12 protein-coding genes are annotated in these 13,286 nt (G+C 67.7%); 6 read left to right on the top strand and 6 right to left on the bottom strand.

The features are described 5' to 3' along the window. The 6 genes from DI573_RS00235 to DI573_RS00210 form a co-directional block, all read right to left on the bottom strand. Window positions 1-1,608, bottom strand: a complete 1,608-nt coding sequence (locus DI573_RS00235) for an ATPase, T2SS/T4P/T4SS family (RefSeq protein ID WP_292809418.1) — start codon at window positions 1,606-1,608, stop codon at window positions 1-3. Further along, window positions 1,605-2,432, bottom strand: a complete 828-nt coding sequence (locus DI573_RS00230) for a hypothetical protein (protein ID WP_193599383.1) — start codon at window positions 2,430-2,432, stop codon at window positions 1,605-1,607. Before DI573_RS00230 ends, DI573_RS00235 begins: the two co-directional genes overlap by 4 nt. A gap of 6 nt (window positions 2,433-2,438) precedes the next feature. After that, window positions 2,439-3,131: an SAF domain-containing protein gene (locus tag DI573_RS00225; RefSeq protein WP_062635282.1), complete on the bottom strand. Its 693-nt coding sequence runs from the start codon at window positions 3,129-3,131 to the stop codon at window positions 2,439-2,441. A gap of 119 nt (window positions 3,132-3,250) precedes the next feature. Then, a complete protein-coding gene (locus DI573_RS00220; protein WP_292809410.1) occupies window positions 3,251-3,850 on the bottom strand; it encodes a hypothetical protein in 600 nt (199 codons plus the stop codon). Window position 3,851: 1 nt separating this feature from the next. Then, on the bottom strand, window positions 3,852-4,526 hold the full coding sequence (locus tag DI573_RS00215) for a ParA family protein (RefSeq protein WP_062635277.1): 675 nt from the start codon (window positions 4,524-4,526) through the stop codon (window positions 3,852-3,854). Between the two features lie 855 nt (window positions 4,527-5,381). Further along, window positions 5,382-6,146, bottom strand: coding sequence for a hypothetical protein (locus DI573_RS00210; RefSeq protein WP_292809405.1), 765 nt, complete (start codon window positions 6,144-6,146; stop codon window positions 5,382-5,384). Window positions 6,147-6,458: 312 nt separating this feature from the next. Here DI573_RS00210 and DI573_RS00205 point away from each other — a divergent pair, with 312 nt between their 5' ends. The 6 genes from DI573_RS00205 (at window position 6,459) to DI573_RS00180 (ending at window position 13,286) form a co-directional block, all read left to right on the top strand. Beyond that, on the top strand, window positions 6,459-6,695 hold the full coding sequence (locus tag DI573_RS00205) for a hypothetical protein (RefSeq protein ID WP_005052720.1): 237 nt from the start codon (window positions 6,459-6,461) through the stop codon (window positions 6,693-6,695). Beyond that, window positions 6,695-7,684 carry a conjugal transfer protein gene (locus DI573_RS00200; RefSeq protein ID WP_292809400.1) on the top strand — a complete coding sequence of 330 codons (990 nt, stop codon included), beginning with the start codon at window positions 6,695-6,697 and terminating at the stop codon, window positions 7,682-7,684. The genes DI573_RS00205 and DI573_RS00200 overlap by 1 nt, the downstream gene beginning before the upstream one ends. 16 nt (window positions 7,685-7,700) lie before the next feature. Further along, on the top strand, window positions 7,701-8,024 hold the full coding sequence (locus DI573_RS00195; protein ID WP_062635271.1) for a hypothetical protein: 324 nt from the start codon (window positions 7,701-7,703) through the stop codon (window positions 8,022-8,024). A gap of 9 nt (window positions 8,025-8,033) precedes the next feature. Continuing rightward, on the top strand, window positions 8,034-8,609 hold the full coding sequence (locus DI573_RS00190) for a hypothetical protein (RefSeq protein ID WP_292809397.1): 576 nt from the start codon (window positions 8,034-8,036) through the stop codon (window positions 8,607-8,609). 115 nt (window positions 8,610-8,724) lie between these two features. Then, window positions 8,725-11,253, top strand: coding sequence for an ATP-binding protein (locus DI573_RS00185; RefSeq protein WP_292809395.1), 2,529 nt, complete (start codon window positions 8,725-8,727; stop codon window positions 11,251-11,253). Next, entirely contained in the window at window positions 11,250-13,286 is a 2,037-nt protein-coding gene (locus tag DI573_RS00180; RefSeq protein ID WP_292809393.1) for a hypothetical protein, read from the top strand. Before DI573_RS00185 ends, DI573_RS00180 begins: the two co-directional genes overlap by 4 nt.

Raw genomic sequence — 13,286 nt, 5'->3', positions numbered from 1 at the left:
TCACACTCCCAGGTTCGCGGGATCGAAGCCGTAGAACTTGAGCTCCTCGAGGAGCCGCGGCGATGGCATGTCAGCGGTGATGAGGCTGCCGCTGGATCGGTCGAAGCGGAACACCTGAGAGGCCACGGGGCGGGAGTTGTTCTGCTCCTCGCCGGGCAGGATCTCGGCGATCTCGGTGACGACGCGGCGGGGCTTGCCGGTCGCGGGGTCGATGATCTTCGAGATCTGCACCACGATCTTGATGTTCTGCTCGATCATCCGGTAGGCGTACACGGGGGTCGTGTTGTTGCCGCGGGACAGCATCAGCGCCGACATGCGGTCGATCGAGTCGTCTGCGCTGGCGGCGTGCAGGGTGGACAGCGACCCGACACCGGACTGCATGGCCTGCATCATGGCGTAGATCTCAGGGCCACGGACCTCGCCGACGATGAAGCGCTGGGTGTCCAGTCGGAGGGTGTCGTAGACCAGGTCTTCGGGGGTGATCTCACCGGGCAGCCGACCATCGGCGCCACGCTCCCCCTCCCCCGGCTTCGCCTCGAGTGAGACCACTCGCGGGTGGCGGTCGTTGATCTTGTGAAGGTAGAGCTCACGCTCCATCTCGATCGTGACGATCTTCTCTTCGGCCGGGATGCAGTCGGCGAGTGCGCGCAGCAGTGTGGTCTTGCCTGCGCCGGGGAAGCCGCTGGTGACGACGGAGACCCCGGCGATGACGGCCGCGCGGAGGAAGGCTGCCGCCTGGCGGGTGATGGTGCCGCGCTCCACGAGCTGGTCGAGGGTGACGTCGACGAGGCGGTGGATACGGATGACGATCGTCGGTCGGGTGGCGACGGGTTCGGCGATCGCTGCCAGACGCGCCCCGCCGGGCAGGTCCATGTGCAGTCGCGGCCGGGCGCTCGTGAACGATCGGCCGCCCTCCCCCGAGCGGGCGGCGAGCAGGTTGATCTCTCGCTCGAGCTCACGGTCGTTCTCGGCGATCGGGTACTGGTACTTGACCACGCGGCCGTCCGCGTAGGAGATCCAGACGTCGTCGAACCCGTTGATGTGGATGTTCTCAACGTCGGGCTCGTCGACGAGCGGCTGCAGCCGACCCAGGCGGAACAGCTGGTCGAAGACGGCCTGCCGGATGGCGGTCTGCATCGGGGCCGGCCAGCGCCCCTCGCCGGGGCGGCGGATCTGGTCGTCAACGCGAGCTCGGACCCGGTCAACGATGTGGTCCTGCGCTGTCTGTTCGCGCTGCTCAGCGGTGATGTCCATGGACTCGCTGAACACTGCGGCGAGCTCACGGGAGACCTCGTCGCGAATGGCGGCGATGTCGGCCCAGGGCAGATCGCTGCGCGCGTCGAGGGTGGTTGGCGGGGTGACCTCGGGTGCCGGCCGCTCGGGGATGGTGGGCGGTGCCGGCACGATCGGAGCTGCGGGTGCCGTGGGGACTGCCTCGGCCGGGGCGTTCCGCTGTGCCGCGCGGGTCAGGTGCGCGGCGGCGTGGCCCAGGTTGCGCAGGCCCGTGTCGGCCGGTGCGGTCGTCGGCGCCTGCGGGGTGGCCGGTGCCGGCGCGGTGAAGAACGGGATGTTTCCCAGGTCTGCGGGGTCGGGCGTGGGGTCGCTCACTGCTGTCCCTCCCAGTCGGTGGTCGTGTAAGTGCGGGTGTTGAGGACATCGCTGTAGCTGTGCAGCAGCGCGCCGATGGCCCGCGCGTAGGGGGTGCGCTGGGCGCCGAGGGTGGGTGCGCCGACCGAGTAGATGGCGGCGCCCTTCGGATCCCAGGGGATGGTGCCCAGCAGGTTCATGCCGATCTGCTTGGTGACGGTCTTGAGAGGCCAGGTCTCCTGCGTGGTGGGGCGTTCGGTGACGAGGAGATCGACGTAGCTGGCGTGCCCGATCTCGTTGAGCGTGTTCAGCAGCCACTCGGGGACGGTGTTGCGGTTCTCGTCGAGGGAGCGCCAGTGTGCGAGCACGGCTGCCACGGAGGGCAGCGTGCGATCGGTGAACAGGGTGATGCTGTCCGCCTCGCGCAGCAGCGGGAGGCGAGGGTCGTTGACGTGGAGGCGCCCGCCGTCGACGAGGATGTCGTACCCGGCGGACTCGTAGGGGCGCAGCGCGTCGAGCAGTGCCCGCCAGAAGTGGGGGCCCGCGCCGGCGGCGCCCTGCAGACTCTTGAAGCCGGGGATGAGCACTGAGCGGGGGCTGAGCTCGACGGTCTGTTCCCAGAGCTTGTCAGGGGTCAGAGCGCCGTACTGGTCGGCGACGGCCGCTTCGGTCAGTCCGGTGCTGTGGTAGACCTGCCCGCGGATGAGTCCGGGGATGATGCTGCTGGTCTTGGTGGTGTCGGCCTCGACGAGGATCACGGGCTTGGACCAGTTGAGGGCCAGGGCGCCGGCGGCGGTGGTCACGCCGGGAGCGCCGGACGCGCTGGCAAGGAAGATGATCGCCATGCGGGGTCACTCCCCCGTCGAGTCGATGACCAGCGCGACGCGGCCGGTGGCGGCACGAGCGGCGATGTCGGGTGCTTCACGGTTCGGCACGACCAGGTCGACAACCCACACCTGGGTCTCAGTGTCGTAGGTGGCGGTGAACACCGTGGCGTTGAAGCTCTTGGGGGTCTCGACGGGCGGGTCTCCCTGAGTGACGGGGGTCTCAACGACACGGACCTTGTCGCCTGCTGCGAGCTGGTAGCCGGGCATCTGCGCCTGGGTGAGCGTGACGCCCACGATCGAGGAGCCGGCCGGCACCGCGAGGGTGTCGCCGGTGTTGGCCGACGTGATGAGGGTGCCGGCGGGCAGGTCGACCAGCGCGGTGGTTCCGACGAGGTCGGCGGCATCCGCGGCGGAGACCGCGTCGACCTGCTGCCCGCCGGCGAGCTGGATGGTCGTGAGGTCGTCCGTGGTGATCGTCTCCCCGCGCGAGACGTCGACGCTGGTCGCCATGACGCTGACGGTGCGGGTGAGGTTCGTGGTGACCCACCACACGCCGATTCCGCCGAGGAGGACAAGCGCGATGCCGAGGGCGATGATCGCGGGGCGCCGGCGAGACTTCGTCGGCTGCAGGACTGCAGGAGTGAGTCCTTGCTTCTGCTCGCCCGGCTCGGTGGTCTCTTTCGTGCGCTTGCTCTTGCGGTCAGTGGTGGTGGTCATTGGAGGTCAGTCCTTCATCGTGGGGCGGATGTGGGGTAGGTGTCTAAGCAGTCCGGTGAGTGTCTCATATACCGCTGTAGCGACAGCTGGTCTTCTGCTGTAGCTGGACACCGCACCGTCTAGTCGAGAGGCGGAAGGAATGCCTCGTAGGCGGTGATGATGACGAAGTTCCGGGAGGGAGCATCGAGTTCAGCGGTGACGCGATCGAGGATCGCGCGGTATGACGGGGCAACGCGCACGGTGTGCTTCACGCGGGGCCCCGCGTCGGAGACGGGGGCGGGACGCTTCTGCCTGTTGAACAGATCCGTCCAGTCCTCGTCAGTCTCTTCTCCGCCGGCGGTGGCCTGGCGGATCAGTTCAGGAAGACGCTTATAGGTAGCCGAGACGGCGTCCAGGAGGACCGTCTGGTGGCTCTTGCGCGTCTTGGCCATGTACGCCTGCAGGCGGTCGTTCAGCGGGACCGGAAGGTGGACGGGGACGCCCTTGGTCGCGGTCTCCCGCTCCTCCCCCTCTCCCCCGTCTTCGTCCTCCGTGCGGGTCGTGCGAGTCGGCTGCTTGCGCGGCGCCTGCTTCTTCGCAGGAGCGGCCGCGGGTTCGACCGCCGCTGCAGGGGCGGGCTCCGGGGGCGGAGCCTGGTCGACGGGGGGCTCCACGGGTTCTGCGGGAGCCGGCGTCGGCGCGGTGCGGCGGGTGAGTTTTCCGAGATCCTGACGAGCCATGTCAGGCCTCCTTCATCTGGTTGGCCCACAGCGACGTGAGCTCCAACGCGACACTGGTGTAGTCGGAGATCGCTGCTTGGTTCTTGCGGGAATCGGTGTACTGCGTGACGACCTTGCCGTCGAAGGGAGCGTCCTCGACGCTCGCGGACAGACGAATGTGACGCTGGAAACGCGGGAGTCCGATCTGCCCCTCGATGAACTCGACGGTGTCGAGCTGCTCTTCCCAGTCCTCGAGTCGCCGACCGCCGCGGCGGGTGTCGATCTTGTTCAGCAGGAGTCGGTAGGGCACCCCGGTCGGGATGATGTGCTCGACCAAGGTGTCCGCGACCGACTCGATCGCCATGGTGGCGGCTTCCAGCGGCAGGACGATGAAGTCGGCGACCTGCAGGACTGCGGTGAGGACGCCGGTGTTCTCATGGCTGCCAGGCGTGTCGACGAGGACGATGTCGTAGCCGTCGAGGTCACGCAATCCCATGATGTTGTTGGGATCGACGTCGGCTGCGAAGTCGAACGGAAGGTCATCCCCCGCTCGCTCGGCCCAGCGTGCTGCGGACTGCTGCGGGTCGACGTCGACCACGAGCACATTGTTGGCGCGGGACAGCGCGGCCGCGAGGTTCATGACGGTGGTGGTCTTGCCCACCCCGCCCTTCTGGTTGCAGACGCCGATGATTCTCACGATCGGCCTCCACGGATGAGGGTGTTGACAGCGGTCGCGCCAGTCGAGCGCGCGATGTGCGGATGTGTGGCGCGGGTATGGGGCAACTGTGGCGGGTTCATGGGCGCCAGTATAGCGTCACATTCACGCCTATATGCAACAACAATCGCGCGTGTCGTGCGCGACGCATGCGCTAGAGGTTGCGATTCAGTCGCGCTAGAGCCGTGCACTAGGTGCGCGCTAATGGAGCAATGACCGCGCATGCAGTGCGCACGTACTTGCGCTCTATCTGCGCGATGGCCCGCGCCAGAGTGGCGACGTACAGGCACAGGCCAAGCGCAATCAAAGGGCTGTACAGGCGACAGACTCGCGCTAGTAGTGCGCAGGTTAGAGCGCAACATCATGCGCGGGTAGGGCGATGTGCTAGCGCGAGTATTGCGTATGTTATTGCGGATGATTAGCGCGGGTGTGGCGCGGGGGTGGCCCAGCGTATCGCGCGAGTGATGCGGTGATCTGGCGGGGGAGTGGCGGAGGCTATCGCGACGTTGCTGCGAGGGTACAGCGCAGAGCATTGCGGCGGGGTAGCGCGTGTGTGGCGCCGCGCTGGCGATGGTGGAGTGCGCCATGTCGCGAGGGCTGGTAGGGGAGTCGTGGCGGGGCATCCAAACGATGGATGCGGGCGTAAGCGGGCCCGTGCGGCCTGCTGAGGCGATTTCGGCCATGAGGAGGGCTCCGAGTGAGGCGGAGGGGAAGACAGGGCCCCTGGGGGCCATCCAGAGGCCCTGTCTGTCTGGGGGGGCGGAGCGGTGAGTGTGCTCCGGCCTGTGGGGCGCGCTCGACTCGTCGACTGCGCTTCCCCCTGGATGGCGGGTTGGCTCAGCTGCGGCGCGGGGCGTAGGAGACCTTGGCCTCCATGTCGCCGCTGACGGCCTGCATGAGCTTGGTGCGGATTCGGCACACTCGGCGGTTGAGCGTCTCCCGGCTGACGCCGAGCTCGGCCGCTGCTTCCTCACGCGCCACACCGGGGTCACCCTCTGCGAGCTCGATGCGTGCAAGCAGCTGGACCTCGTCACGGCGGAGGGTGCCGGAGTCGATCGCCCAGGTGAGGATCGTCACCAGATCCCGGAAGACGTCGTCGCTCTCGTCGGGGCCTGCGATCTTCTCGAGCAGCTCGTCCTCGATCGGCATCGCGTCAACGCTGTGCTCGCTGCCGAACCAGACTCCGAGGTTCTTGATCGTCTCGAGACGGATGTTTCCGGAGACGGAGCGGGAGCGCTCGAGCGGGTAGGTGTGAATGACCTCCCAGAGCACGCCGATCGTCGCGGTGCGGGCGTCGGCGGGGGAGTGCTGCCACAGGCTGCGCATGCTGCTGCAGCTGCTCGGCAGCCGCAGCGCGAGAGGCATGAACGACTTGAGCAGGACGCGGCCGGCGAAGGTATCGCCGGCGTGCTCGCGGGTGAGCAGCTCGAGCAAGAGCGCGTCGCGCTGTTCGGGAGCTTGCGGCTGCCGGATGAGGTTCACGGCCTCATCGCCGGTCAGCTCGCCGAGCGTTCCGAAGTGGTGAGTGGTGTGGGAGTGGAAGCTGTTCCACTCGTCGAACAGCTGGTCGGCAAGAGGTGATGTCTTCGCCCAAGCAGTCATGAGAAATGGCCCTTCGTCGTGACGTCGGTTGACGAAGGGCCACGTTCCTCAGCACCCCTGGTTCAGATCCTGGAAAGTTCCGGCCGGGCCGCAGAGTGCCCGGCCGGCGGATGCTGGCTTCGGGGGGTCTGAGTCACGATCCGATGCTGTAAACGCTTGGTCAGGGGTGGTTTCCATGCCTCGCTGCATGGGCGCAATATCCACGCAAGATTTCTTCGATCCGCGATGTCCGCGAAGGGCCGAAAACCCGGCCTATACAGATATGCCCCCGTTGGTCGGGAGGCATCAGGACTCCGCGGAAGGGACAGAAACGTGAGCGAGAGCAGCACCGCAGACAGCGCCGACGACGCCATGTGGGAAGGATTCAAGCCCGACGCTGCACGCGCGATCCGTGCGCGCCAGGGGTTCGAGGAAGCGGTGGCGAGCACCCTCGACGCACCCTTCGACCCCTCCACGCATGGCCGCGTGGTGAAGGCGGTTGAGGAGCTCTCGGCAGCGGTGCCGGCAGCTCTGCGGGTGGCGCAGCTGCGAGTGGGAGGAGCTGCATAATGGCGCGCCGCGAGAAGACGTCGAAGCCAGCCAAGGAGACGAAGACCGTCCCGGCACAGGGGAGCAGCTGGACCCACGGTCGGCAGCTGGGCGGCAAGGTGCTGTCCGCACTCCTGTTCGCCGCGATCGCGTGTGGACCCATCGCGCTGTTCGCCGCGGCCGCACGTCCGGCGCCCGTCGTTGCCGCAGCGCCCGAGGCGCAGGCAGCGGGGCTGAGCACGCAGCAGCAGGCTGCCGGCGGTTACGCGGAGGGCTTCGTCTCCTCGTGGCTGAGCGCGACAAAGGACGCGCCGGGCGACCTGGCTACCTACGTCGACCTGGCGGCGCTGCGGCAGCTCTCGGTCACGGCCTGGGAGTACCGCGACCTGTCCGTGGTCTCCATCACGCCCGTCGACGGCTCGGACTTCGTCAACGTCGTCGTGGCGGCGAACATCAAGGAGCTGTCAGTGACGGACACCGACGACACCAGCACGACGAGCTGGCCGCGCCGCTACTTCCAGGTCGCGATCGCGGTCAACGGAGACACGGTGCGGGCAGTCGGTCTCCCGGCCCAGATCTCCGCTCCCGTCCAAGGCAAGACGACGTCGCTGGTCTACAAGCAGACCATCGGATCCTCTGACCCGTCCGCGGAGACGGTGTCAGCGTTCCTCGGCGCGTACCTTGCCGGCTCGGGCGACCTGTCCCGATACAGCGCCCCGGACACATCCTTCGTGGCGATCTCGCCCGCCCCCTACGTGATGGTCAACGTCGAGGAGCTGCGGTCAGACCTGACGCCCACGAAGAACCCGAGCGACGGCGACACCCTCAAGGTGCTCGCGACCGTCTCACTGCTGAGCCCGCTGGACCAGCAAGTGACCTCGACATACACACTCACCCTCACCGCGCGTGCCTCCCGCTGGGAGGTCAGCGCCATTGATCTTGCACCGCAAGCGGTCTCCGACAAGGGATCGACAACCCCCACGCCGACACCGTCCGGTAACGGCAACTAAGAAAGGAACACCAACCATGTTCGATTGGATCAACGGGATCACCGCTGATGCGACGACTGCTTTCCGGGCGGTCGTGTTTCTCGCAGCAGCAGTGATCTTCTTCGTCGTCGCCGCCAAGGTGCGGTTCGCCATGGCGACGACCATCATCACCGGCATCGCGTGCGGCCTGGCCATGTTCCTCGCCGCCGGCGGTGGCGAGTGGGTCATGGGCCTCATCCAGACCGAGACTGTCGACGCCATCGGAGTGACGATCCACCAGATCGCAGCTCCGGCGGACGTCCTGGTGCTCAACGAGACCACCACCGCGGCCGGCGACACGGTCTACCGGCTGGTCGCGTAAGGGGCGAACGTGGCCGATCGCGACGAAGAGAGAGAGGTTGCGCGCTTCTACACGCGCAGCCGCCGGTTCCCAAAGTTCATCGGCCGTCTCCACGACGGCACGAAGATCCCCGGGGGCCCCTACACGCTGACGCAGGGCGTCGTCCTGGCGATCGTCCTGGTCGTCGCGCTGATGACGCAGAGCGTGTGGGGGACTGGCTCTCCGATCGTCGACATTCCCGTCGCTGCCTTCGTGTCCTGGGGAGCAGCGTGGGGAGCCGGAAGGATCCCGGCCACACGCCGGAACCTGCTGAGCATCATCACCAGCGGCATGTCCGCGATGACCCGCCCCGCAGCCGGCCGCTACCGCGGAGTGACCATGCGGGTTCGCCCACCCCACTTCGCAGGCGGCGGAACAACGATCGCCGAGCCGGTCGGAGCCACGCTCGCCCGCCCTGACAGCGAGAACACCGCACCCGCACCGGAAGCGCCCGTCGTGGCGCAACCGGTCCTGCAGCCGCGCTCGACGCCGCTGCCGACGCACGCACCCGCACACGCGGTCAGCGGCGTCGAGCGCCTGCTGCAGCAAGCCCGAGGAGGCAACTGACCATGAGCTACTCAGCCCTCCTCCCCATCCTCGGCGGCACGCCGATCACGGCACCCCTCAGCGGCGGTCGCGATCTGCTGCTGGCCACGCCGACCGACTGAGAAACGAGACGACGATGCAGATTCCGGCAACAGCGATGACGAGCAACCTGATGTGGACCCGCTCGGGCGTGGTCTGGGCAACGTGGCGGCTGCAGCCGCTCCCGTATGCCTACGCCACCGCGGCCGCAAAGCAGCTCGTCAAGGCGCACCACCAGGCACTTTTCCAGGCCCACCGGGGCGAGGGGCTGCTGCTGGGGCTGTGCGCTGACCTGGACCCGGTGTCGATCGTGGAGCGGATGCTGGACGGGGTTCGCATCGACGAGTGCCCCGACTGGGCACGCGAGGTCGAGCTGACCCTGGACGCGCTCGAGCAGATCCCGCTCGGAACGCGCGCGTTCTGGTTCTCGGTCCCGCTCGCGGCCGGTTCGATGAAGGCGCGCGCGATGTCGGCACTGCGCGCCGCCGACACCAAGCTGCGAGACACGTTGGCTCTTCCCCGTCAGCTGCCTACCGACTCCGAGATCGCCGCGGCTGCGCGGATGGCCAAGGAGATCGAGGTCCGCATCCCCGCCGCGTTCCAGCCGACCTGCGCAACGCCCGCCGAGCAGATCTGGATCGCCCTTCACTCACAGCAGCGCGGCCTCTCCGCAGACCTCGCCGCCCCTGTCCCGCCCGCCGAGGGTACCGAGGACGGATTCGGCGCCGACGAGCTCGCGCACTTCCAGATGCCTTCCGCGATGCCGAACCCATGGCTCGACGAGGGCGGGCAGAGTGACATCGCCCCCAAGTCCGGGCAGCAGTTCCTCCCGTTCAAGCGCCGCTACCTCAAGGTGCACAGCCCCTACGCGGACGAAACGTCGTCCTACCAGGTGGTGCAGGCCATGGTCGCCGCGCCCAAGGCCGGCTGGGTCTCGCCCGGCGTCGAGTGGATCTCACACGTCGACCAGTTCCCCCTCGACGTCGACTGGGGGATCCGTTTCACCGTCACCGGCGCCGACGAGGTCAAGCGTCGCAACAAGAAGGCCGAAACCGCCCTCGAGGAGCAGTACAAGCATCAGGAGGGCACTGCCACGATCACCGGCGGCGGATCCGACCTCGGCGAGATCGCAGAGACCCTGGCGGCGTACCACGCCTCCCTCAACCGCTCCGACAAGGAGGTCGAGGTTCAGGCGACGGTGCTGTTCGCTGTGGGGGCGGATACCGCCGACCTCGCGAAGGCCAAGGGCCGATTCGTGGCAGACGAGTACAAGCGCGCCGACTTCCTCCTCGAGGCACCCCTGGGCGGTCAGGAGGAGCTCTGGTGGGCGATGATCCCCGGCACACCCACTGGGCGCATCGTCCGTGAGCTCACCCAAATCACGACCGGCCGGGAGTTCGCGACCGGAGTGCCGCTTTCCAGCAACGAGCTCGGAGACGAGAAGGGCGCCCGCTTCGGCGAGAACATCAGCACCGCACGCCACACCCCGATCCTCCGCGACGCGGACGGCAGTATCCAGGCCGACACCAGCGCCAGCTTCGGCGTGGTCGCCGAGCTCGGCGCCGGTAAGAGCGTGCTCCTCAAATGCGACATGGGCGACACGGTCGACCGCAACGGCCGCGTCGTCGCGATCGACCGCACAGAGACCATGGAGTATGCGGCCTTCGCCCGCAGTCTGCGCCCCGACTCGACGACCGTCGTTGACCTGATCGCCCCCGAGTACTCGCTGGACCCGCTGCGGGTCTTCGGACCTCGGGTCGGTGCCCGCATGGTGCAAAGCCTGTTCTCCACGATGCTCGGCATCCGCGCCCGCGACAGCCGCGGTGTCATGTTGGGTCGCCTCCTCGAGCCCGACTACGCCGCCGAGCACGGGCTGACCAGCCTCCGAGCACTGGAGAAGCATGTTGCCACCTTCAACTCGCCCGAGACCGATGAGCTTGCGGGTCTGATCAACCTGGTTTCCGCGAAGGATCTTGGCGAGGTCCTGTTCAACGACGGGCTCCGTGCCGTCGACCTGTCCTCGCGGGCATTCGTGTTCCTCACCCATGGCCTGGTCCTCCCGGACGCCGCCGAGCTCGAGCATCAGCACCTCTTCGACGAGATGCCCCTGGAAAAGATCGTCGGTCGGTCGATGTACGCGATGCTCATGGGCATTACCCGCGCCGTCTGTTTCATGAACACCGGAGAGCTCGCCGGAGCCTACTTCGACGAGACACACCACATCACCGCGTCACCCGAGGGCGCTCGCGAGCTCCTCATCGGACTTCGCGAAGGTCGACGCAACCGCGCGTTCTTCGGCTTGGGATCGCACGACCCCGCTGACTTCGGCGACACCAAGACTCGAGGTCTCATCAAGACCCGCTACGTGATGCGTCAGACCGACAAGGAGCTGGCGCGCCGCGCGATCGAGTGGTTGACCGGCGAGCCTGCAGACCCGGCGATGGTCCAGGTGGTCACCGAGGATCTGTCGCCGCTCGGCCCGGACGGCAAGGTCGCCCCTGAGCGGCGCGGTGAGGGCCTGGTTCGTGACCAGCGCGGCCGGATCGGAAAGTTCCGCAAGACCCTCCCCGAGCGCCCCGACCGACGCGAAGCGGTGCTGTCGACTCCGTCTCTGGTGACGCCATGATCGGGTTCTACCGGCACACCTTCGAGACCCTGGGCGGCGCGTTCTGGCGGGTCCGGTTCTGGGTACATGATCACCCCCGGTGGAGCAAGGTCTTCGCCGTGATCCTGATCGACCTGTTCCTGGTCCTTTTCGGCAACACGTACTGGGCCTTCGCCGCTGACGGTGGCGGCTCGTCCCCGTTCATGCTCGGCGGCGACATCACAGACAGCGACGGCGTGCCCCTGACCAACTACACGGTGCTCCCGCTTGACCGCGGCGACGTGTTCACGATGGGGAAGTTCTTCATCTCCATGTGGATCGACCCGATCTGGACCGGGCACCTGGGTCTGGTGTCGTGGATGATCTGGTTCTGCAACTGGCTGCTCTCCTTCGAGTGGGTCGACATCGTCGCGGCACCGTTCGGTGCGCTGGCCGACCTCCTGCAGGACTTCCTCGGCGAGATCGCGTGGATCCCGTTCGCGCTGACGATCGCCGGCGGAGTCGCAGGCCTGGCGATCATGCTCGGCCGGCACTCCACCGGATGGGCGGAGCTGTTCATCTCAGCCTGCTGCGCCGTCCTGGCCACCGGGCTGCTCGCCAACCCGATCGCCACACTCACCGCTGCTGGCGGCGCCTTCGACACGGCCCAGGAGTACGGCGGGCAGATCGCCGCCGTCGTCGTCACCGACGACATCAACAGCACGGAGCTCGACTCCGAGAACCTGCTGTCCGCTGCGGTCACATCGCAGCTGGTCGACATCTTCGTGAAGATCCCGGCGCAGACAATCGCTTTCGGCCACGCCCTCGAGGGCGCGTGCGCCACGACATTCACCGACACGATGACCAGCTCGTCGCCGGTCTTCACCGGCGGCAACGAGGTCCGCGACGCGGTCGGCGAGTGCGACGAAGCGGCGAAGACGTTCAACCAGAACCCCAACTTCGGACAGGTGCTCACCGCCGTCACGATGACCCCCGGCGCCCTGACCCTGTTCATCCTCCCGATGGCGTTCGGCGTGCTGTTCCTGGTCACCGTTCTCGGCTTCCTGATCTCCGCGCTCAAGACGATGTGGAACGTGTACATCGGGATCCTGCCCGTCAACCGGTACCCGCTGTGGAAGTCGCTCGCCGACACCTTCATGGGCCTGGTCGCGATCGTCTTCATGGCGGTGGTCATGGCTGCCGTCCTCAAGCTGACGGTCGCCACGATCACGGGCCTCAGCCAGCTCGGCATCCCTCTCGTCGCGCAGATGACCTTCGCATCGCTGGTGATGATCGTCCTGGTGTTCCTGATCATCCGGGCACGCCGGATCGCGAAGAAGACCGGCCGCTCCATCGCCGAGCAGCTCTCGAAGTACGGCATGGGAAAGGGCGGGCCCACGCAGCGGGACGGGGTCAAGACCGTCGCCGCGATGGGCGCGGTATCCACGATCGCGGCTGCAGCTCTCCGCCGCCCCGACAGAACGGTCGACGCCCGATCCATCAATGTCGGCGCCGGCGCCGCTCACGACATCGGCGAGATGGCCGCTACACGCCCGCCCGCGGCGCCTATGCCGCCTTCCAGGCCCTCCGGCGGCTCACCGGGCCGTCCGGCTCTCCCCTCGCCACAGAAGGGCTCCGGGGGCGGTTCTGCGGCCTCCGCTGCGGGGAAGGCGTCGAAGACGGCAGATCTCGTGTTCACGGCCGCGCGAATCGGGAAGGGTGCCGCTGCGGGCGGCGTGGCCGGTGCCGCCGGGGCCGCTGCGCTCGAGGTCGGTGGCCGGGTGGCGACCAAGGGCACGTCGAAGGCGATCGCCGCGGCCGCATCAAGCGGCGTCAGCAAGCAGCGTGCGGCGGGGGATCCGAAGGTGGTCCCGATGGTCGTAGACCCGACACCGGCACCACGCCGCGCCCCGGATGGTCCCCGTCGCATCGTCGTGGATTCCTCGGGCATGGGACACATCGAACGTCGCTCCGTGTCTTCCGGGGTGACTGACATCACGTCGCTGCCGCCGCGGGCGCCGCGGTCCCCGCGCAGCGGTGAGATGCGCGCCCGGCTGGCGATCGCGCAGAAGTAG

Source organism: Microbacterium sp. (assembly GCF_003248605.1).
Taxonomy (GTDB): domain Bacteria; phylum Actinomycetota; class Actinomycetes; order Actinomycetales; family Microbacteriaceae; genus Microbacterium.
Note: the sequence above shows the minus strand (reverse complement) of the source record. Positions and strands in the feature narration are given on the sequence as shown.